Raw genomic sequence first — 20,897 nt, 5'->3', positions numbered from 1 at the left:
GCCACCACCAGATCTGCGCCCCTCACCACTGCGACTCCCCCACACTCGCCTGCCCCACGACTGCGGTCCGATCGACACCCGCCCGGCCCCAGGTCTGGACTGCTCACGACGGCACCTCCCCGGCACTCGGCTCCGGCAGATGCGGTGTGCTGTATCGACTTCCGCTCACCCCGCTCGCTCATCCGCCGAGCTCGCCGTACAGTCGCAACCGTGCCAACCCGCCGTCCGGGTAGATGTCCAGGCGCACTTCCTCCACGGACGCGGCCATCGGCGCGATCGGGAACCGGTGCCTGGTGTCGGGTAGCAGGGCGGTGCGCGGCAACAGTTCCAGTTCGGTGCCGTCGTTGGTGCGGCCGGTGAGCCGGGCGGCCCCCGGACTGTTGCCGAGAAAGTATGAGGTGTCCAATTCGGCGAGCCGGATCAGTCCGGGTCCGGCCAGACGGATGCGCACCCAGTCGTTGCCGTCGTCCCGGCGCCGGGCGGTCTCCCAGCCCTCGCCCATGGACCGGGCCAGGCCGGGATACAGCAGCTGGTTGGGCGAGCTGTAGAAGCGATTGGAGCAGTCCAGCACCAGCGCGCCGTTCTCCAAGGCGGCCAGATCCAGCGGGCCCAGCCCGAGCAGGCGCGGATCGGGCCTGCCCTCGCCGTGCACCCGCAGCCTGGCCACGCCGCCGTCCGGATGCATCTCGAGTTTCACGTGGGTCCAGCGCTTCTCGTTCTCGACCTGGAACAGGTTCCGGCTGTCGCCCGCGACCGGGGAGCGATCGACCAGCATCACCCAATCATCGCGCGCGGCAATGGTTTCCGCGGTCGGATAGTCCTCGATCTCCAGCGCGGACACCGAGACGGCGGGCGGGTAGTTGCCCTTGAACCACGCGGTGTCCACGACGATCCCGCGGATCACGCCCGGCACACCGAGCCGCACGATCGCGGCGTCGTCGCCGGGCTGCCCGCGGTGTCTACGGGTCTCCCAGCCGTCGTAGATCTGCCCTTTGTGCCCGAACGTGGACGGACGATATTGCGCGGGGCCGGAGTTGATCAGGTTCTCCTTCTCCGCGAAGAATTCGTCGTTCGCCCAGATCACCGAGCCGCCGAGCGGCCGGACCGCCAGATCCGGCAGCAGCGTGAACTCCGCGTCCTCGTAACCCGCGTCTGCGCTGTCTCCTGGGATCGCCCCGTTCGGATGGCCGGTCACGGCGTCTCCACAGGCAGCGGCGACCGGGCCGCCAGGGCGCGCAGGACCGCCTCGGTGAGTTCCGGAGCGCCGGCGTCCGGGCGGGCGCCGCACTCGATGCCGCGCAGCACGGTGGCGGCCAGTGCTTCGGCGGTGGCGGGTTCGTCGACGACGTCGCCGCCGCGCCGAGCCAGGTAGTCCAGCAGGCGCGGCACCGCCACGTCGATCGCCCGGCGGAAGAAGTCGTACGTGGCCAGCCAGCGGGTGACCAAGTGGCCCGGATGCATGTCCCAGCCTTGGTAGTACCCCCGCCGCAACGCGCGGGTGACCAGCCGGTGGTGGTTGCGCAGCGCGGCCGCGGGATCGCCGTCCGGCACGATCTGGGTGGACCCGTCGCACACCCACACCCCGGTCTGCGCGGCCGCCACCTGCATCACCGCTTTGGCGTAGTCGGCGGCCGGGTGGTCGAGCGCTTGATCCGGCGCGGCGACGCCACAAGCGGCGGTGTAGTCGTAAGTGCCGAAATGCAGTGCACTGCACCGCCCCTCGGAAAGAGTGAGCATGGTGGCCACCGGCGAGGTGCCGTCCGCGGCCAGGATCGCCTGCGGGCTCTCGATCTGCAATTCGAAACGCAAGCTGCCCTCTGCGATGCCGTACGCGCGCTCCACCCCGACGCACAACTGCACCAGAGCCGTCACTTGCTGCGCGGCCCGAATCTTGGGGACGGTGAAGACGAACCCCGCCGGCACCCCGCCCGCGCCCTCCAGAACCAGGTCCAGCGTGCGAAGCGCCCGGCGACGCTCACCGCCGCCCAAACCTTTCATCCGGATGCCGCTGTTCGCCGGGCCTCCGGAGCTCCGCGCCCAGCCCGCGAGCACCGTGCCCGCCGCCGTGGCGGCGCGGTCCTCCTCGATGTCGGCGCGCAGGCCGTAACCGTCCTCGAAGTCGATGCGCAAGTCCTGGACCGGGGCGGCTTCCAGCCGCTTACGCACGTCGGGCAGCGCACCCGTCGTGTCGAGCGTGGCCAGCAAGTCCTGGTGGCGGTCGAGCAACTCGACCGCGGTCGCGCCCCAGACCTCCGGCGTCTGCTCGGCGACCCGGTCGGCCGGCACGTACACGGTGTGGATCGGTTGCGGGGGGCCGTTCGAGCCGGGATATCTGCGGCGCAGCTCGGCGTCGACCGTGTCGAGTAGCGCCTCGATGCGCGCGCGGACGTTCTCCGGCACCTTCGTCATCGTGATCCCTTCTCCCGCAGTGCGGCCCAGACCCGGTCCGCGGTCATCGGCAGCCGGTACAGCCGCACGCCGACCGCGTCGCGGATCGCGTTGGCGAGCGCGGGCGCGACCGGGTTGTACGGCGATTCGCTCATCGACTTGGCGCCCAACGGGCCGAGCGCGTCGGCCGTCTCGGCGAAGTAGACCTCCGTGCGCGGCACATCCGCGAACTGCGGTATGTGGTAGTGCCGCAGGGTTCGCGCGCCGATCACGCCGTGCGCGCTGCGCATGTCCTCGTAGAGCGTGGTGCCGACGGCCTGTGCGGCACCGCCCTCGACCTGCCCGCGGCACTGCACCGGGTTGAGCACCGTGCCCGCGTCGCCGGCCTGGATCGACTGCAGGATGCGCACCTCCCCGGTGCCCGGATGCACGGCGACGCGGAAGGCGTGCACGTTGAAACTCACCGACCGTGGGCTGCCCCCGTGCTCGGCGTGGGCGACGAGATCGCCGCCGGTCAGCAGTTCGGCCGCGAGGAGCAGCCGGTCACCGCAGTGCACGCCGCCGGATGTCAGCACGCAGTCCCGCTCCGGAAGGCCCGCCAGTTCGGCCGCTCTGGCCAGCAGGAGCCCGCGCAACGCGCACGCCGCCGCGTACACGGCTTTGCCCGCGACCACGATGCCGGTGGAGCCGAACGCGCCGGTGTCGTGGTCAACCAGGTCGGTGTCGGCGTGGCGGACCACGATGCGGGCGACCTCGGTGTCCAGTGCGGCGGCCGCGAGCTGCGCGTGCACCGTCGTCGTTCCGTTGCCGAACTCCGCTGTTCCACAACGGATCTCGTAGCGACCGTCGGGCAGCAGCGCGGCCGTCGCCGCCGACCGGTGGCCGCGCGGCGGGACGGTCGCGATCATCGCGGCGGCCATGCCGGTGCCCACCCGCCATTCGGGACCGGGCGCGTGCACGTCGTTGCCGCGCAAGAGCGCTCGTTCGGCGAGGTCGAGGCACTGGTCCAGGCCGTAGCTGCCGAACATGAGGTCGCTCTCGTTCACCGCCGCGCCGACGAACCGGTCGCCGGGCACCACGACATTGCGGCGGCGCAGTTCGAACGGGTCCATGCCGAGCGCGTGCGCCAGCTCGTCCAGCGCCGACTCCACCGCGAAGATCACCTGCCCGAGGCCGTAGCCGCGGAACGCGCCGGAAGGAACGTTGTTGGTGTACACCGCCCGCGCGTCGACCCGCTTGTTGGCGCAGCGGTACAGCTCCACCGACTCGCCGACGCCGTGATACATCACCCCGCCGCTGTGATTGCCGTAGGCGCCGGTGTCGGCGAGCACGTCGACGGCCAAGGCGGTGAGGACACCGTGGGCGTCGGCCCCCGCCGTCACCTCGACCCGCATCGGATGACGGCAGGTGGCGGAGGTGAACTCGTCGGAGCGGGTGAACTCGTACTGCACTGGTCGGCCGGTCCGCAGCACGGCCAGCGCGATCAGGTCCTCGGCCAGCATCTCCTGCTTCGCGCCGAACCCGCCACCGACCCGGGCCGCGAACACCCGCACCTGCGCCGCTTCCAGCCCGAACAGACGGCACAGTTCGTCACGGACCAGGAACGGCACCTGCGTGCTGCACCGGATGACGAGCCGTCCCGCGTCGTCCAGCCAGCCGACCCCGCCGTGCGTCTCCAGATGCACGTGCTGCCCGCGCGGCGAGTGCCAGACACCGCGCACCACCTGAGCCGCGGCGGTCAGTCCCGCCGCGACATCGCCCACTTCCCCGTGCAGCTCGGCGACCAGGTTGCGGCCGGGATCGACGATCCGGGCCGTGGCCGGTTTGTCCCCGTGCAGTTTCGGCGCGTCGGCGCGTAGCGCGTCTTCCGGCTCGAAGACGGCGGGCAACACCTCGTAGTCGACTTCCAGCAAGCGGCATGCCTCGCGGGCGAGCGCGACGCTGTCGGCCACCACCGCGGCCACCCGCTGCCCCACGAATCGGACGGTCCGGTCGAGCACGTAGGTGTCATCGGGATCGTCGGTGCGCGATTCGTGCCGCGCCGTGGAGAACGGCACGCCCGGCGCATCGGCATGGGTGAAAACCGCGTGCACGCCCGGCAGCGACTCGGCGGCGGCGGTGGCGATCGAGCGGATGCGCGCGTGCGGGTGCGGGCTGGTCAGTACGGCGATGTGCAGCGGAGCGGTCGGCGGCGCGCTCTCGCCGACTCGCGACCGATCCTCCGCGCGGGACCCGACCTGCGGTAGGTCCAGCGTGAACGGCTCGCTGCCGGACACGAGGCGCGGCCCGGCCAAGGCACCGGCGCCCCGACCTGTGGTGGTCGTCGCGGGTCGACCGGGGGCCGACGCCGCAGAATCGCCCCGCTCGAGCGACCCACCGACGGAGACGACCCGCCGCCCCACCGACTCCCCGACAGCGCATCCCGCACCCACAGCGTTCAGCGATACCTGATCGGGAGCCGACACCGCAGGGTCGCCCGGATCGAGCGGCTCGCCCAGCGCCGCGCGGATGGCGCGGTAGCCCGTGCAGCGGCAGAGATTTCCTTTCATCAGTTCGGCGAGGTCGTCGCTCGGCACGTCGGCCTGCTCACCAACCCCCAGCCCCGCGGCCGTGACCACCATGCCCGCGGTGCAGAAACCGCACTGGAAGGCGGCGTTGTCGACGAACCGGCGCTGCACCGGGTGCGGGTGCTCGGGCGCCCCGAGCCCGGCGGCGGTGGTGACGGAACGCCCGTCGGCGCGATAGGCGGGAAAGACGCAGGAGTGCACTGTCATTCCGTCGACCAGCACCGAGCAGGCGCCGCAATCGCCCGTGTCGCACCCCTTCTTCACCGCCAGGGCGCCACCGTCCCGCAGCGCCGTCCGCAGGCATTGGCCCGGCCGCGCCGCGACGTCGACGGTCTTGCCGTCCACCTCGAACCGCATCAGGATTCCTCGAGTTCCGCGGCGACCTCGCGGGCGAGCATCCCCGTGACGTGCTCGCGCCACTCGGGCGACCCATGCGGATCGTCGAACCAGAAGGCGGGATCGATGCCGTCCACGGCGTCGCTGATCGCGCGCTCGGTAGGCGGCGCGGCGAAGTCCAGGACGACGGGCCTGGTCGTGGCGGCCGTGATGGTGACCGCGCTGCGGCCGTCCCGTTCCCGCCGTCCCATCACCACGGAGCCGGACCGGCCCAGCGGAGCGAGCGCGATCTTCCGGAAACTCGTGCGCGCCAGCAGACTCGACCGCGGCAAGTGAATCGAGCGCAGCACGTCACCGGGCCGCAGCACCGTGTGTCCCGGCGCCAGGACGAACTCCCGCAGCGGAATCGTCCGATCGACACCGTCCGCCGCCCATACCTGCGCCGTCCCGTCGAGCGCGACCAGCGCGCCGAGCACCGCGCCCGCGGGCAGGGCGAGGCAGACGTTTCCCCCGACGGTGGCGGTGCGCCAGATCTTGTGCGAAGCCAACAGCGCCCGGCACGACCGCGCGAACAGCGCGGTCCCCGGCCACGGATCGTGCAGCACCGACATCCCCAGCTCGCGTCCCGGCGCGGCGCCCGCGAACTCGGCCAGGGTGCAGGTCGCCGCGATCTCCAGCCCATCGTCTCGGATCTCGAACGAAGGCCACCCCAGGCCGGTGATGTCCACCAGCCGCACCAGCTGATCCTGCGGCTCGGAGAACAGGAAGGTCCCTCCGGCGAGCACCGCGGCCGAAGCGCCGAGCGCCGCCAGGTCGGCCCGCTCGCGGGCGATCACCACCTCGCGGATCGTGTCCAGGTCCACGTCTCACCTCGTTCCTGCCTCTCCGTCACCGTAGAGCCAGTCGGTTGCCGCCATATTGCGCGCGACGCGCGTCGGATTGCGCCGCGGTTACCGCACCGCACGACGGCCACCTGCCGCCGGAACCCGTCCCGGCCGAGCGGGCATACCGTCCACAACACCACAGCTCCACCCGCCCGCACGGGCGTCCGAGCCGACCTTGCTTCAGTATTGCTCGTCCCGCTTGACCAGGCACGACACCTCGCCAGATCCGCGGTGACATCCGGCCCGCCTGCCGGACACCCGACCAGCTCAACCCGCCTTCGCGAGCAACGCCGCCTGGGCCCGCGCCACCTCCGCGGCGACCACGTCCGTGTCGACCGTCCGGACCTCGCCGTCGCGCACCACCTCGCGTCCGTTCACCAGCAGCGCCGCCAGCGGCGGGGCCGAGCCGAGCACCAGGGCGGTCACCGGATCCTCGATCCCGGCGTGCGCGGCCGTGTCCAGCCGCCACAGCGCCAAGTCGGCCAGTTTGCCCACCTCGATCGAACCGATCTCGGCGGCGCGGCCCAGCACGCGCGCGCCGCCCATGGTCGCCAGTTCCAACGCGGTCCGCACGGTCATCGCGTGCGGGCCGCCCCGGTTGCGCGCCCACAGCAGCGCGTGGCGCGGTTCCTCGATCATCGAACCGGCCTCGTTGCTGGCCGCCCCGTCGACGCCCAGACCCACCGGGACGCCCGCGCGCACCAAGTCGGCGGTGCGGGCGACGCCGGCGCCGAGCCGCGCGTTCGACGTGGGGCAATGCGCCACGCCGGTGCCCGTTTCCGCCATGGCGTCGATCGCGTCGTCGTCCAGGTGGACGGCGTGCGCGTACCAGACGTCGGGACCGAACCAGCCGAGCCGCTGCATGTACTGCGCCGGCGTGCAGCCGAAGGCGGACGCGCAGTAGTCCTGTTCGTCGGCGGTCTCGGCGAGGTGGGTGTGCAGCCGCACCCCGGTCGCGCGGGCCAGGGCCGCCGACTCGCGCAGCAGATCCGGCGTGACCGAGAAGGGCGAGCACGGCGCCAGCGCGATCCGGAGCATGGCGTCGAACGACGGGTCGTGCCAGCGCGCGACGGCCTCCGCGCTCGCGGCGAGGATGTCGTCCAGGCGTTCCACCAGGTGATCGGGCGGCAGCCCGCCCGCACTCGCCCCCAGGTCCATCGAGCCGCGACAGGGGTGGAACCGCAGACCGACCCGCGCCGCAGCGGTGATCTCGGCGGCGAGCGGGTCACCGCCGTCGCGGGGGAACACGTAGTGGTGATCGGTGGTGGTGGTGCACCCGGAGGCTGCGAGAGCGGCGAGCGCGCCCGTGGCCGCCACGCGGACCGCGTCCTCGTCGATACCCGCCCAGAGGGGGTAGAGCTTTCCGAGCCACTCGAACAGCGTGTGGTCGGTGGCCAGGCCGCGGGTGATCCATTGATAGAGATGCTGATGGGTGTTCACCAGCCCGGGAGTCAGCAGGCAGCCGCGCCCATCGATGCGCCGCGCACTGCCCACTTCCGGCGGATCGCCCGCGCCGACCGCGTCGATCCGGTTGCCGCGTACCACGACGTGGCCGCGGCCGTACTCGGTCCCGTGCGGGTCCACGGTCGCGACGGCGCAGTCCGCGATGACGGTCACCTGGTCCACGCCAGACCCGCTTCCGGCGCGTCGGCACGTGCCACGGTGGCGTGGATCAACCCGTAGGGCCGGTCGTCGGCGTGGTACACCTCGCCATGGTTCTCGATGCCGAAGCGAGCCAGGTCGTACTCGAAATGATGCTTGTTCGGCGCAGCGAGCCGGATCTCGGCGAGCACCGGGTAGGCTGCCAGCGCGGCCTTGCCCATTTCGAACAGAGTCTGTTGCAGGGCCTTCGAGTGCAGGGTCGCGAAGGTCTCCACCAGCCGCGCCCGCACGCCCGCGTAGACCTCGTCCCAGTCCACGCCCGTGCTGGCCGCGAACCGCCACTCGGCCACCAGCGCGGTGGCCAGCATCCGATCACGGGTCGGGGCGAGCACGGTGAACTCGTCGGTCAGGAAGTCCGCGAATTCCGAGCCGGTCGATTTGAGGATGGTCAGGTCCTTCACCCCGCCGACGACCCAGGCCCGCCGTTCGTCGCCGCTGCCGGTCACGGTGACGGCCGCGGTGCGCACGTCCGGCCCGCTGCGCACCCAGGTGTGGTCGTGCTCCACGCCGCCGACCGAGACGCGCTGCCAGGCGTATTCGTCGACCTCGACGCGCGCGCTGCGCACCGGTTCGATGTCGGCGACGAAATGATCGGCCAGCGCGAGCGCGTAGTCCTCGATCGCCCGCAGTCCCGGCTGCTCGGCGAAGGCGTAGGCCGTCTGCTTCTGCGTATCGGTGGGCAGGACCTTCGCCTGGTCGCCCGACACGTACGCGTCGGCGAAATCACCGCGCAGCACGGTGGAGACGTTCACATCGCGGATCTCGTGCCGTGCGGTCCGGCGGTAGATACGGACGATCCGGTTCTCCGCCTTGCCGTAGCGGTGGTCGGTCAGCTCGATCGGTCCGGTCAGCTCCATGCTCGCTCAGCTCCCTCGATAGGTGGAAAATGCGAAGGGCGACAGCAGCAGTGGGACGTGATAGCGCTTCTCGTCGGTCACGGCGAACGCGATGCTCACTTCCGGATAGAAGGTTTCGACCCCCTGCCTCGCGAAGTAGGCGCCGGTGTCGAACACCAGCCGATAGGTTCCCGGTTCGAGCGCTTCGCCCAATGCCCGGATCCGCCCATCCGCGCCCGTTTCGCCCGAATCGAGCTGTCGCTCCTGGTGGTACAACGTCACCGTGACGCCAGCGGCGGGCGTACCGCGCACGGCATCCAGCACGTGGGTGCTCAGCGTGCTCACGACAGCTCCGCCAGCAGCGCGCGCAGCCGGATGCGGTTGATCTTGGCCAATTCAGTTCGCACGACTCGCCTTTCGGTTTCGGGATCATTGCGCAATCGGGCGGTGAGCAGTGCGAGCAACTCCTCGCCCGACTTTCCGCTCGCGCACACCAGGTAGATGTGCCCGAACCGTTCTTCGTAGACGCGGTTGCCGTCGGCGAGTGCCGCGCGTACCGCTTCGTCCGCTCCCGCCACCCCGGCCTGCTCGCGCGCCGAGGCCGTGGAATGCGGCCGCTCCCCGATCCTGGGATGACCCGCCAGCGCGAAGTCCAGTTCCGGCTCCGGCAGCCGCACCGACAACTCCTCCGCCGCGTCGAGCAGCGCTTCGGCTCTCCGGTACGGACGGCCTGCGACCAGCGACCGCGCGAAGCCCGGCGACGAGCAGCAGCCGAGCACCGCCTGATAGGCGGCGTCGTCGGACAGCGCGTCGAACGCCGCGATCCCGGGTCGCAGATCCGTCATCGGACCAGCATCGAATACGCCCCGGCCCGCCGCCACCGGAAGGGGACGGATCGCTGTCGGCGTGTCGCTCCCGGACGCGTCTGAGCACCGGTTTCCCATCGTGCGGCGCAGACCGGCCGGTATTACCGTTTACGCATGGCCGACCCTGATCGCTCCGCCGTCGCACCGTGCGCCGGCGTCGTGCTCGCCGCGGGCGCCGGAACCCGCTACGGAAAACCCAAAGTGCTCGCCGAGGGCGGCGCCTGGTTGCGAACGACGGTCACCGCGCTGCGCGACGGGGGATGTGATCCGGTCATCGTGGTGCTCGGCGCGACCGGCCCCACACCGCAGATCATCGATCTGCCGCCGGGGGTGCGCCACGTCTGGGCGGCGGACTGGGCCACCGGCCTGAGCGCCTCGCTGCGGGCGGGTCTGATCGCCGCGTCGAGCACGCCCGCGCGCTACGCCGCGATCATGCCGGTGGACACCCCCGATGTCGGCGCCGACGTGGTCGCCCGGGTACTCGCCGCCGCCCTGACGGCCCCCAGCGGCCTGGCTCGAGCTGTGTTTCACAACACACTCGGCCACCCCGTTGTTATCGCCCACAAGCACTGGAATGCGGTGTGCGGTGCGGCGGCGGGAGATTCCGGAGCCCGGACATATTTGACCGGTAGAGACGATATGGTGTGCGTCACGTGCGACGATTTGGCGACGGGCGTCGATCGTGACTTCCCGGCCAGGACCGCACGGTGATCGGAGCTAGCTGATGCGGGACATCGTCGACGACCTGTTGCGGGTGTGGCACTCGGGCCGGACCGGCGGACTTGGCACCATCGTGCGCACCGTGGGCGCCGCCCCCTTGCCGGTGGGCTCCGCGATGTTGGTCGATCCGGACGGGGCGGTCTACGGATCGGTCGCCGCGGGCGGGCTGGAGGAGATCGCGTACGAGGCGGTGCTCCAGGCGGCGCGCACCGGCAGGCGCGCGATGCACCGCTTCGGCATGGCCACCGGCTTGGAGGCGGGCGCGAACGGCGAGGGAATGATGGACGTCTTCACCGAACCGTTCTCCCGAAGACACTTCCCGGAGTTCCCGGATGTCGCCGCCGAGATCGCGGCGCACCGCAGGGTCACCGTCTTCACGGTGGTGTGGAACTCCGATGCCGATCTGATCGGCCAGCACCTGATCACCGACAAGAAGCACGCCACCGAACTGTTGGCGCTACCGGATTCGGACGTCTTCGTCTCCTCGTTCGCCCCGCCGCCGCGACTGATCATCTTCGGCGCCAATTCCTTCGCCGCCGCACTCACAGTGCAGGCCGGATTGCTCGGTTACCGAGTGACCATCTGCGACTCGCGCCCCAATTTCGCTACGCCGGAATCTTTTCCAGGCGCCGAGGTGGTAGTGGACTGGCCACACCGCTACCTCAACACGCTCTCCGCGGCCGGGGAGATCGACAGCAGCACGGCCATCGTCGTGCTATCGCACGATCCCACCTTCGAGATCCCGCTTCTCACCGTGGCGCTACGACTACCCGAGCTCGGCTATCTCGGCGCCATGGGCTCACGCCAGGTGCATATCCGGCGTATCGAGGATCTTCAGGCAGGCGGTTTCGGCCCGGAGACGCTCGCGCGGCTGCATTCGCCCGCCGGATTGGACATCGGCGCGCGCACCGCGCCCGAGATGGCCGTGGCGATCGCCGCCGAACTGCTGGCCGCCCGCGCCGCGCAACCGGCGCGACCGGCCGACCCGTACAGCGGCGAGATCCCGATCACGCCGAGAACCGCTGTGGGACTCGGTATCTGATCACTTCAGGCCGGGATTCTCGGCGTAGACCTCGCGCAGCACGGACAGATCGAACAGTTGCGCGGCCTTGATGTCGATCTTCGCGCTGCGCAGCGCGGCGACGTTCTGTTCGATCAGCGCGTCGGTCATGGAGAGCAGACCGTTGGCGGCCGTGTCCGCCGAGACCACCAGTTCGTTCTGCGCCACCGCCTCTTTCGTCTGCTCGGCCAGGTCCAGCTTCTGATCCTTGCCGTACACCTCCACCGCCAGCCGCGCCGATTCGGCCGGATCCGCCACCGCGTCCTTCCACCCCTTGATCTCGGCGGCCAGGAACGCCTTGAGCTTGTCACGCTCCTTGTCGATGGTCGACTGCGCGACCGTCAGCGTCTCGGCGACCAGCGGCAGGTTGTAATCGGCGAACAAGAAGTGCGCCGTCGGAAAACCCTTCGCCGCGAGCGTGATCGGTTCGTTGGTCACGTAGCTGACCCATCCGTCGACCTCACCGTTGGCCAGCGGGGTGGGATCGAATTGCGCGGGCACGATGGTGACGTCGCCGGGCTTCAATCCGTTGGCGGTGAGCAGCGCGGTGAAGATCAGCTGGTTGGTGTCCTGCACACCGATCTTGCGGCCCTTCATGTCCTCTGGCGTCTTGATCGGTTTCGCCGCGGAGGACACGATCGCGAACGGGTTCTTCTGATACGTGGTGGCGACGATCTTGGCGGGCAGGCCCTCCAGGATCGCGGGTGCGGTGGTCTGTGGCGCGGACAATCCCAGCCACACCTTTCCGGTGTCCAATCCGGCCTCCACCGACGTGCTGGCCGCGCCGCCCGCGATCAGGTCGACCGAGCCGAAACCGGCTTCTTTGAAATAGCCTTTCGAATCGGCGAAGTATTCACCCGCGAACTCGATGTTCTTCAGCCAGGACAACTGCACCGCGACCCCGCCGTATTTCGAGCCGTCCGCGGTGGTGCCGCCGGAGGAGTCGCCGGAGTTTCCGCCGCAGGCGGCCAGCGCCCCGGCACCGCCGAGCGCGGCGCCGGCGAACGCGGAGTAACGAAGAAATGAGCGTCGGTTCAGGTGCCCGAACGTGGAGCGGTGCGCGGGTGTCATGGGCCGAATCTAGGTGCCGCGCGTTTCATTTTCTTTACTTTGGCGTTCCGAGCGCGGAATCCGCCGGGTCTGTTCGCTCAGAGTCGTCCCGCTTCCGGGCCGAACCGGGCCAGCACCAGGTTCTCGATCACGCCGACGATCGCGTAGAGCACCACCGAGACCAGCGTGACGATGACGATCGATGCCCACAACTTGCTGTACTGGAACGTCGGAATCGCTCGGATCAGGGCGGCGCCCAGACCGGTTCCGCTGCCCAGCCACTCCCCCAGCAACGCGCCGATCAGCGCGCCCGGCACCGAGATCCGCGCGGCGGCGAACACCGAAGGCAGCGCCGCGGGCACGGCCACCATGCGCAACCCGGTCCAGCGTGACCCGCCGTACGCGGTCACCAGTTCCAGCGCCTGCCGTGGCGCGTCGCGCAAGCCCGCCATGATCATGACCAGGGCGGGGAAGAACACGACGATCGCGGCGAGCACGGCGACCCCCGCGAGACCGCGGCCGAACACCAGCACGATGATCGGTGTGAGCGCCACCAGCGGCACCGAGCGCAGCAGCATCGCCACCGGGAGGAAGGTCTGCTCGACGGCGGCGAACGAGACGAACAGCGCCGCGACCACCAGCGCGGCGAGCATGCCCGCGCCGAACCCGATGGCCGCGTCGCGCAGCGTGATCTGCAGATCGTCCAGGATGGCCTGCCGCGCGGCGGCGGCGTTGGGGGCGGTCACCAGGTAGGTCCAGATGTCGCCTGGCGTCTTGCCGACCCGCGGACCGACCTGCGGGAACGCCCGCAGGAAGACGGACCAGATCACCAGCATCAACAGCAGCGAGGTGGCCAGCGGGAGCAGGAAGATCCCGATGCGTCGCAGCAGGTTCATCGGGCGTCCTTCCCGTGCAGGCCCGGCCGGATGTTCATCGTGCCCCCTGCGCGGTCCACGGCGCGGCCGACCGGGCCGCCAGCGCCACCAGCGCGTAACCGAGCCCGGCCAGCGCCGCGGCGGCCAGCGCCATGCCCCAGGTGCGCGGCACGTTGTAGGAGGTCTGCGCGGCGGTGAGCGCCACCCCGATGCCGCTGTCCACGCCGCCGAGGTACTCGCCGATGATCGCGCCGAGCACCGCCGACGGCGCGGCGATCTTCAACGCCGCGAACGTGCTGGGCAGCGCCGCGATCGCCTGCACCCGGTACAGCTGCTGCCAGCGGCCGCCGCCGTAGGCGCGCACCAGATCCAGGCTGGTCCGGTCGGCCGAACGCAATCCGGCGACGGTGCCGACCATCGTCGTGAAGAAGCAGTACATCGCCGCCAGGAACACCGTAGGGGTGCGTCCGCCGAAGACCACCAGGATGATCGGGCCCAGCGCGAGCAGCGGCGTGCAGTAGCTCAGGATCGCCAGCTGGGTGGCCAGCGACTCGATCGGCGGCACCAGCACGATGAGGACGGCGAGCGCGATGGCCAGGCCGTTGCCCCAGACGAACCCTTGCAGCGCGCCGAGCGCGGTGATCCGGAAGTTGGGGCCGTACAGCCCCCACCCGTCGGTGTACATGGTGTGCAGCACCTGCCAGGGGCTGGGTACGGTGCCGCCCGCGACCTCGAACGCCGCGAGCGCCCACCACACCGCGACCAGCCCGAGCACGCCGAGCACGCCGCCGAAGCGCTTCATGCCATGTCTCCCGTCCGCCGCACGCAGCGCGCGAAGGGGCGCCGGCGCACCGGCGAGATGTGCGCGCTCGACCGCTGCCGGCCCGGTTCGCGATGGCGCAAGCAGCGTTCTGGTCGGTGCTCGTTCATGCGACGCCTCCTTTTCCCGCGGTCCCGAACAGCAGCTCCGACAGATAGTCGTGCAGCTTGTGGAATTCCGGCGTCCGCATCATCTCCGGCAGCCGCGGGCGCGGGAGATCGATCTCGACCAGTTCCAGCACCCGCCCCGGTCGCGGACTCATGACGGCCACCACGTCGGACAGGAACACCGCTTCCGCGATGCCGTGGGTGACCATCAGCGTCGTCGCGGGCTTCTCGGTCCAGATCCGCAGCAGCTCCAGATTGAGCCGCTGCCTGGTCATGTCGTCGAGCGCGCCGAAGGGTTCGTCCAGCAGCAGCACAGCAGGCCGCACCACCAGCGCCCGCGCGATCGAGACGCGCTGGCGCATGCCACCCGACAGCTGCGCGGGCTTGGCCTTCTCGAAACCCTCCAGCCCGACCAACCCGATCAGCTCGTCGATCTGCCCCGGCTCCGGCTTGACGCCCGCGACCTGCAACGGCAACGCGATATTCGAGGCCACCGACCGCCAGGGCAGCAACGCCGAATCCTGGAACGCGATGCCGAGCGCGTGCCTACCCCGCAGCTCGGCTGGCGTCGCCCCGTCGATCAGCGCCGTGCCCGCGGTCGGCGTCTCCAGGCCGGCGAGGATGCGCAGCACCGTCGACTTGCCGCAGCCGGACGGGCCGAGCAGCGAAAGGAACGCGCCCTGTTCGGTGTGCAGATCGACACTCGCCAACGCCTGCACGGTCTTCCGCCCGACCCGGAAGGTCTTCGTCAACCCGCTGAGATGAATTCCGGTCCCCCCGGCGGTACCGCTCTCCGTGCTCATGACGGCCACGATAAGAGCACCCCGTTGCGCGGACATTGCGAATCGCGCCGCCAGATTGCGCAATCGTTACGGTCCGCACCGCGGCGGCGAGGTGGATTTCGAATCGCGGCGATCCGATCGGATGAGATACGCCCCGCCGCGGGTTACACGACAGGTGAACCCGATCATCACGCTGCTGGACGCCAAGCTGCACGTCGCGGGCTCGGAGATGCTCTGGCGCGAGGTGATCGGCAACGGCTTCGGTCTGGCGTCCGCGATCGGCGGCATGCGACGGCGCGTGTGGGCCTGGCCGGTGGGCATCGCCGGGAACGCCCTGCTGTTCACCGTGTTCGTCGGCGGCGTGTTCCATACTCCGCAGCAGCTGAACATGGCGGGACAGGCCGGACGCCAGCTCATGTTCGTCGCGGTCAGCGTCTACGGCTGGTGGAGCTGGTACCGCCACGCGGCGCGAGAGACCGGCTCGACCCAGCGCGGCGTCGACCCGCGTTGGGCGAGTACGCGCGAACGCGTGGTGCTCGTGGCCGCGATGCTCGCGGGCACCGCGGTGTTCGCTCAGTTCTTCGAGTGGCTGGGTTCGTACGGTCCGTGGGCCGAGGCGTGGATCTTCACCGGTTCGGTCCTGGCCACCTACGGCATGGCGCGGGGGCTGGCCGAGTTCTGGCTGCTCTGGATCGCCGTCGACCTCGTCGGGGTTCCGCTGTTGATGCGGGCGGGCTACTACCCGTCGGCGACGCTGTATCTGATCTACGCGGGTTTTGTCGTGTGGGGCTTCCTCGTCTGGGTGCGAACCATGCGCCGAGGCACCGGCTCCGGCAGCGATGCGGAGCCCGATCGAGTAGCGGCCACCGTCGCAGGTGAATAACCGGCTGTTCCGGTTCACATATTGGTAACCTCGTCGCTACCGTCCCGAATCCTTCCCCGCCACACCAATTCCCATTATTGGGGACAAGCACGGCGCCGGAGGTTTGCCAACTACGCCGAACCTCCTGCGATACAACCATTCTCGACATTGGAGAAGCAATAGTGTCGATGTGGGGCATTGCCTGACGGTCCTGCCCGGTCCGCCGAATCCGGCTGCCGAGAAGATCGGATGCTAGGGTTCACAGCAAACGGTCCATCCGCACGCACTTGGTGACCGCGTCGTCGGATCGTCGATTTGCACGTAGATTTGTCTCGAGGTCCGGCATATGTTCCCCGCGCGTTTCCATGGGGTTTCCCGAGCTTTTCGCGACGGCGCCGAAGACATACTGCGGGCATTGAGCAGATATGCGGCGCACGAAAGAGGTTCGGTCCAGTCTCGGGCCGAGGAGCTTCGTCGCTTTGCCGACCGAGCCAGGGCTTCCGACGAACAAGGAGTGCGGAATATCGCCGCCGCAGCCGGTCTGCCGAGCAATTCACCGAGAGCCGACTTTCCACCGTCGAACAATTCTGGTTCACAACTTCCCGTTCGTCGGCGGCCCGGCGGAACGAGCGGATCAACAGGGAGATCGCGGAAGGTCTGCGCGAACGGCACGGCATCGAGGTGTATGGCTTCGGTACACCGGGCGTCGATACGGATACGGTTCGCGGCATCGTCGCAGCCGTGGACGATATGCTTGCCAGGTATCCGCATACCAGGATTTTATCGGTAGAGATAGGCGACGTCGAGGGAGATATTGCGAGGGCGCTCGAAGACAGAGTCGGCGGTACCGATCTCAGAGCAACTCGGATCACATTCTCCACCAAGTACGCCACAGACCCGGAAAGACTTTCTACAGACGTATCGGAAGCGGTGGAGAGCAGACATTTCGTCCCGAGATCCCAAGGCCCGGCATATAGCGCCATGGTTCACGAATTCGGCCATGCGCTGACTTACGCAGGTCGCTCGGCAACCCTCGACAGGGCTGATTCCTCTTTGTTGGATTATTATCGAAAGAACTACGGCCACAATGTTTCTGAAAGCGACATGGACGAATCCTACCGAAAATGGCGCGATCAGCTGAGTAGCTACAGCTTCTGGAAAGGGGGAGAGTTTCATCCGACCGAGGCTTTGGCTGAAGCGTTCGCCGACGTGGAACTGAATGGCGCCCGTGCTAGCGAACCCGCGCAGGTTCTGCATAGGCTACTGGTGGACACGGCAGAGTCGGAGTGGCGGAGAGAAGGATTGATGTGAGGGGCAGAGATTTGTCAGCCGATCAACTTCGACGCAATTTCGCTACGAACCTGGCACGTGCGAAAGAGGGGCTGGCTCCAGGATCTCACTCAGGTCTCGGCCCTCGTGTCGAGGCCACGTTGATCGCGATAGCGCTGGCCTACCCGGCAGCCGGTGATGAGCTCATCGCGAGAGCCGAACGCGAGTTCGCTCGGGAATTGGCCAGACCCGATCACAGCGCATAGCCATGTCGGGCCGAACGGCCTTCAATTGGTCGCGCGAGCATGCTCGACGGCGGGCTACACCACGTCGACCCGCACGCCCGCCGCTCGGATCGCCTCCACCGCGGCCGGATCCGCGCCGGTATCGGTGACCAGCACCTGCACCTGCTCGATGCCGCAGATGCGAGCCAGCGCAGTGCGCTCGAGCTTGTCCCCGGTGGCCACCACGATCACCCGGCCGGAACGCCGCACCATCTCGGTGGTGACCCCGGCCTCGTCGATGTGCCTGCACTGGGCGCCGCCTTCGACGGAAATCGCGTTCACGCCGAGCACGAGATCGTCGAGCCGCAGTTGGGCCAGCGCCCGTTCGGCCAGCGGCCCGTGCAGTTCATAGGACTCCCGCCGGGCCACACCGCCGAGAACGATCGTGCGCATGTGTGGCCGCAGCACCATCTCCCCCGCGATGTTCAGCGCATTCGTGACAATGGTGAGCTGTTCGTCACCGGCCGATCCGAGATCCGTGCGCCCGGCCAGCGACCTGGCCACCGCCGTGGTGGTCGTGCCGCCGTTCATCCCCACCACCGCGCACGGATCGACCAGGGACGCGGCGTGTTCGGCGATGCGCTGCTTGGCCTCACCCGCACTCTGCCGATAACGGGCGGGCAGGTCGTAGGCCACCGAGGTCGCCACCACACCGCCGTGCGTCCTGGTGGCCAGCTGCTGTTCGGCGAGCGCGGTGAAATCGCGGCGCACCGTCGCGGCGGACACACCGAGCCGGTCGGCGGCCTCCTCCACCGAGAGCCGTCCGGATTCGGCGAGCAGTTCCAGCAACCTGCTCCACCGTTGCGGACGATCCGTGGGTCCGGTCATCTCACACCGGCCCGGACGCGCGGGAACCCTGCTGTTTCGGCGAACACGCGCACAATATGACCACACGCCCGTGCCGGCCGTAGCGATCTCCCACGACCGTCACCGCGGCCAGGCTCGAGACACCTCGGCCTCGACCGCGCGGCTCTCCCGAAGCATCGGTGTGCCGGGGAGATATCCGGCCGGATCGCCCGTCGCCGGATCGACCCGCGGGCACGAAAGGCCGGAATGCACGAAATAGGCGATCTCCGCGCAGATCTCGTCCAGACTCACCGTCGCATCCGGCGCCGTGCTCTGCACCAGTTCCTGAGCGAGGGACGTGACCGCGCCGATCACCGCCAGCGCGAAGAGATCGAACCGGCGCGGGCCGGTCTCGCCGCGGCCGACGGCGCGCTCGGCCTCGCTGATCAGCAACGCCGACAGCAGGCGGCGCTGCTGCCTGCGCCACTCCTCCACCACGGCGCTCACGCCGACCACCTCGACGTAACAGACTCGCGCGCGCCGGGCATCGGCACACGTGACACCCAGGTACGCGCGGAAACTCGCCACGATGCGCACGGGCAAGGGCTCGTTCTCGGTCGCCGCCAGGGCCGCGAGCGCGCATTCCAGCGCGCGGGAGGTGATGCGATTGCCCAAGGCGATGAGCAGGGCCTCGCGGCTGCCCATGTCCTCGTAGAAACTGCGCGTGGACACGTTCGCCAGGGCGCACAGGCGTTCGATCGAGGTGGCCGCGTAGCCCTGGGTGCCGAATAGTTCGAGGGCGGCATCGATGAGGCGGGTCTGCCGCTGGGCAACCCGCTGCTCCTTGGACAGCCCGCCGTAGCTGCGACCGTCCTTGGGTCCGTGATCCCGCCGTGTCACTGTTCGATGCTACCGCGCGGCTACCCCCCGCCCGCGCGTGCGACGGTGGAGCCGTGGCGATTCCGCCGTCCGCGCGGTCCGGCGCACGCACGCTATTTCACGCTGCCCGCGGTCAGTCCCGCCACCAAGCGCTTCTCGATGACCGCGAACAGCAGCACCACCGGAATGATGCCGACGGTGGAAATCGCGAACACGTACTGCCACGCGGTGTCGTGCTGGCCGACGAACTTGGTCAGCGCCACCGACAGCGGTTGGTTCTCCGGCGTGGTCAGCACGACCAGGCTGGCGGCGAATTCGTTCCAGCATGCCACCATCACGAAGATCGTCGCCGTCACGATGCCCGGCCAGACCAGCGGCAGACTCACCCGCAGCAGCGTCTGCGCGCGGCCGAGTCCGTCGAGCATGGCGGCCTCCTCGATCTCCACCGGGATCGCGGCGAAGAAACTGTGCAGGATCCACACCGCGAACGACAGGTTGAACGCGGCATTCACCAAGATCATCGCCAGCCAGGTGTCGTTGATGCCGAGCGCGAAGAACTCCCGGATCAATCCGGTGACCAGCACCGTCGGCTGCAACATCTGGGTGACCAGCACCACGCCGAGAAACACTCCGCGCCCCGGAAAGCGGTGCCGCGCCGTGTAGTACCCCGCCGGGATCGCCACGGCCAGCACCAGCGCGGTGGCGCACACCGCGATGATGATCGTGCTGGCCAGGTTGAACGGCAGGGGCGTCTCCGGGGTGTCCCACATGGTGGCGTAGTTGTCCGGATGCCAGGAGCGCGGCAGATAGGTCGGCGGAATACGCAGAATCTCGGCCCTGCTCTTCAGCGAACCGAGCACCATCACGAGGAACGGCAGCAGGAACACCGCCGCGAGCACCACGCCGACCGCGGTGAGCTCCCAGCGGCGTCGCGCGGGCACCGCTTCGGCGACCGGCGTCGCGGTTTCCCGTTCGAGCACCTCCACCTGCGCCGTCACCGGTCCACCTCCCGAGTCGGGCGGACCAGCTTCGCGTAGATCGCGATGACGACGATGATCAGCGCGAAGTTCAGCACACTCATCGCGGCGGCCGTGTCTACCTGCTGGTTCTGCCGGATCAGTTTGAACGTGAGCGTAGTGGTGGTGTCAGCCGAGAACCCGGCGATGCTGCCGGTGATCACTTGCAGGATCGGCAGCGAGTTGAACACGTTGATGATGTTGACGACGGTGGCCACCGCGATCGCCGGACGCAACTGCGGCAGGGTGAGATAGCGGTAACGCTGCCACGGGCTCGCGCCGTCGACCCGTCCCGCCTCGTCGATCTCCGCCGGAATGGATTGCAGCCCGGCCAGGATGGTGTAGGTGGTGAACGGCACCGACACGAACACCGCGACGCCCATCGCCACGAGAAACGCCTGCGTGGGCTGCTTGGTGAAACCGTAACCGCGATCGAGCACACCGATGTCGACCAGGAACCGATTCGCGATGCCGACGTCGGGGTCGAGCATGTAGTAGAAGATCGTCGTCGTCATCACCACCGATGCCGCCCACGGCACCAGGATCGCCATCCGCACCGCGGTGCGCCCGGGGAAGTCCTTGCTCAGGAACTGGGCCAGCGCCGCCGACAGCACCAAGGTGACCACCACGACGCCGACCACCCAGACCACCGTGTGGACCAGCACCGAGCCGAGTTCCGAGATCCCGAACAGGGCCCGATAGTTGGCCAGCCCGGCGTTGCCGCGGTCCTGGCCGTAGGCGCTGAGGTCCCTGGTGCTGGTCCACACCATGTAACAGGCCGGGAAGGCGACGACGGCCGCGATCAGCACCAGCGACGGCCCGATCCACGGCAACGCCGCCGGCAATCC

At 69.2% G+C, this 20,897-nt stretch carries 20 protein-coding genes; 4 read left to right on the top strand and 16 right to left on the bottom strand.

Annotated elements, in window-relative coordinates; all coding sequences use genetic code 11:
• Positions 1–178: 178 nt before the first annotated feature.
• The 8 genes from alc to uraD form a co-directional block, all read right to left on the bottom strand.
• Positions 179–1,171 (bottom strand): allantoicase, encoded by a 993-nt coding sequence (alc, locus tag GVY64_RS14255; RefSeq protein WP_159841766.1) that lies wholly within the window; start codon positions 1,169–1,171, stop codon positions 179–181.
• A 20-nt stretch (positions 1,172–1,191) separates the two neighbouring features.
• The gene (locus tag GVY64_RS14250) at positions 1,192–2,409 is read right to left on the bottom strand and encodes a DUF6986 family protein (protein ID WP_159841491.1); all 1,218 of its coding nucleotides are present in this window, start codon (positions 2,407–2,409) and stop codon (positions 1,192–1,194) included.
• Positions 2,406–5,312: a molybdopterin-dependent oxidoreductase gene (locus GVY64_RS14245; RefSeq protein WP_159841489.1), complete on the bottom strand. Its 2,907-nt coding sequence runs from the start codon at positions 5,310–5,312 to the stop codon at positions 2,406–2,408. The genes GVY64_RS14250 and GVY64_RS14245 overlap by 4 nt, the downstream gene beginning before the upstream one ends.
• The gene (locus GVY64_RS14240; protein WP_159841487.1) at positions 5,312–6,154 is read right to left on the bottom strand and encodes an FAD binding domain-containing protein; all 843 of its coding nucleotides are present in this window, start codon (positions 6,152–6,154) and stop codon (positions 5,312–5,314) included. The genes GVY64_RS14245 and GVY64_RS14240 overlap by 1 nt, the downstream gene beginning before the upstream one ends.
• Before the next feature lie 288 nt (positions 6,155–6,442).
• Positions 6,443–7,801: an 8-oxoguanine deaminase gene (locus GVY64_RS14235; RefSeq protein ID WP_159841485.1), complete on the bottom strand. Its 1,359-nt coding sequence runs from the start codon at positions 7,799–7,801 to the stop codon at positions 6,443–6,445.
• Positions 7,789–8,694 carry a factor-independent urate hydroxylase gene (gene pucL / locus GVY64_RS14230; RefSeq protein WP_159841483.1) on the bottom strand — a complete coding sequence of 302 codons (906 nt, stop codon included), beginning with the start codon at positions 8,692–8,694 and terminating at the stop codon, positions 7,789–7,791. Before pucL ends, GVY64_RS14235 begins: the two co-directional genes overlap by 13 nt.
• 6 nt (positions 8,695–8,700) lie before the next feature.
• Positions 8,701–9,018 (bottom strand): hydroxyisourate hydrolase, encoded by a 318-nt coding sequence (gene uraH / locus GVY64_RS14225; protein ID WP_159841481.1) that lies wholly within the window; start codon positions 9,016–9,018, stop codon positions 8,701–8,703.
• Positions 9,015–9,518: a 2-oxo-4-hydroxy-4-carboxy-5-ureidoimidazoline decarboxylase gene (gene uraD / locus GVY64_RS14220; protein ID WP_159841479.1), complete on the bottom strand. Its 504-nt coding sequence runs from the start codon at positions 9,516–9,518 to the stop codon at positions 9,015–9,017. The genes uraH and uraD overlap by 4 nt, the downstream gene beginning before the upstream one ends.
• A gap of 135 nt (positions 9,519–9,653) precedes the next feature.
• Here uraD and GVY64_RS14215 point away from each other — a divergent pair, with 135 nt between their 5' ends.
• Complete coding sequence (locus GVY64_RS14215; protein WP_159841477.1) at positions 9,654–10,250, top strand: nucleotidyltransferase family protein; 597 nt, start codon at positions 9,654–9,656, stop codon at positions 10,248–10,250.
• A gap of 13 nt (positions 10,251–10,263) precedes the next feature.
• Positions 10,264–11,301: an XdhC family protein gene (locus GVY64_RS14210; protein WP_159841475.1), complete on the top strand. Its 1,038-nt coding sequence runs from the start codon at positions 10,264–10,266 to the stop codon at positions 11,299–11,301.
• Here the strand turns inward: GVY64_RS14210 and GVY64_RS14205 are convergent, their stop codons facing one another.
• The 4 genes from GVY64_RS14205 to GVY64_RS14190 all read right to left on the bottom strand — a co-directional run bounded on the left by GVY64_RS14205 (position 11,302) and on the right by GVY64_RS14190 (position 14,974).
• Complete coding sequence (locus tag GVY64_RS14205; RefSeq protein WP_159841473.1) at positions 11,302–12,390, bottom strand: ABC transporter substrate-binding protein; 1,089 nt, start codon at positions 12,388–12,390, stop codon at positions 11,302–11,304.
• 77 nt (positions 12,391–12,467) lie between these two features.
• Positions 12,468–13,265, bottom strand: a complete 798-nt coding sequence (locus tag GVY64_RS14200) for an ABC transporter permease (protein ID WP_159841471.1) — start codon at positions 13,263–13,265, stop codon at positions 12,468–12,470.
• Between the two features lie 34 nt (positions 13,266–13,299).
• The gene (locus tag GVY64_RS14195) at positions 13,300–14,046 is read right to left on the bottom strand and encodes an ABC transporter permease (RefSeq protein ID WP_159841469.1); all 747 of its coding nucleotides are present in this window, start codon (positions 14,044–14,046) and stop codon (positions 13,300–13,302) included.
• A 124-nt stretch (positions 14,047–14,170) separates the two neighbouring features.
• Positions 14,171–14,974 (bottom strand): ABC transporter ATP-binding protein, encoded by an 804-nt coding sequence (locus GVY64_RS14190; protein WP_159841467.1) that lies wholly within the window; start codon positions 14,972–14,974, stop codon positions 14,171–14,173.
• A gap of 154 nt (positions 14,975–15,128) precedes the next feature.
• On the opposite strand from GVY64_RS14190, the gene pnuC reads away from it, so the two are divergent.
• Positions 15,129–15,836, top strand: a complete 708-nt coding sequence (pnuC, locus tag GVY64_RS14185) for a nicotinamide riboside transporter PnuC (RefSeq protein ID WP_201298011.1) — start codon at positions 15,129–15,131, stop codon at positions 15,834–15,836.
• Positions 15,837–16,496: 660 nt separating this feature from the next.
• Complete coding sequence (locus tag GVY64_RS14180) at positions 16,497–17,126, top strand: hypothetical protein (RefSeq protein WP_159841463.1); 630 nt, start codon at positions 16,497–16,499, stop codon at positions 17,124–17,126.
• A 278-nt stretch (positions 17,127–17,404) separates the two neighbouring features.
• On the opposite strand, the gene GVY64_RS14175 is transcribed toward GVY64_RS14180, so the two are convergent.
• From GVY64_RS14175 to GVY64_RS14160, 4 genes are all read right to left on the bottom strand, one after another.
• On the bottom strand, positions 17,405–18,196 hold the full coding sequence (locus GVY64_RS14175) for a DeoR/GlpR family DNA-binding transcription regulator (protein ID WP_159841461.1): 792 nt from the start codon (positions 18,194–18,196) through the stop codon (positions 17,405–17,407).
• Positions 18,197–18,295: 99 nt separating this feature from the next.
• Positions 18,296–19,054, bottom strand: a complete 759-nt coding sequence (locus tag GVY64_RS14170; RefSeq protein ID WP_159841459.1) for a TetR/AcrR family transcriptional regulator — start codon at positions 19,052–19,054, stop codon at positions 18,296–18,298.
• A 92-nt stretch (positions 19,055–19,146) separates the two neighbouring features.
• Positions 19,147–20,031, bottom strand: coding sequence for a carbohydrate ABC transporter permease (locus GVY64_RS14165; protein ID WP_201298010.1), 885 nt, complete (start codon positions 20,029–20,031; stop codon positions 19,147–19,149).
• On the bottom strand, positions 20,028–20,882 hold the full coding sequence (locus GVY64_RS14160; protein ID WP_236566824.1) for a carbohydrate ABC transporter permease: 855 nt from the start codon (positions 20,880–20,882) through the stop codon (positions 20,028–20,030). Before GVY64_RS14160 ends, GVY64_RS14165 begins: the two co-directional genes overlap by 4 nt.
• Positions 20,883–20,897 lie beyond the last annotated feature (15 nt).

It is taken from the genome of Nocardia sp. CY41, from assembly GCF_009829325.1.
GTDB lineage: Bacteria > Actinomycetota > Actinomycetes > Mycobacteriales > Mycobacteriaceae > Nocardia.
This window is presented reverse-complemented; position numbering and strand designations above follow the sequence as displayed.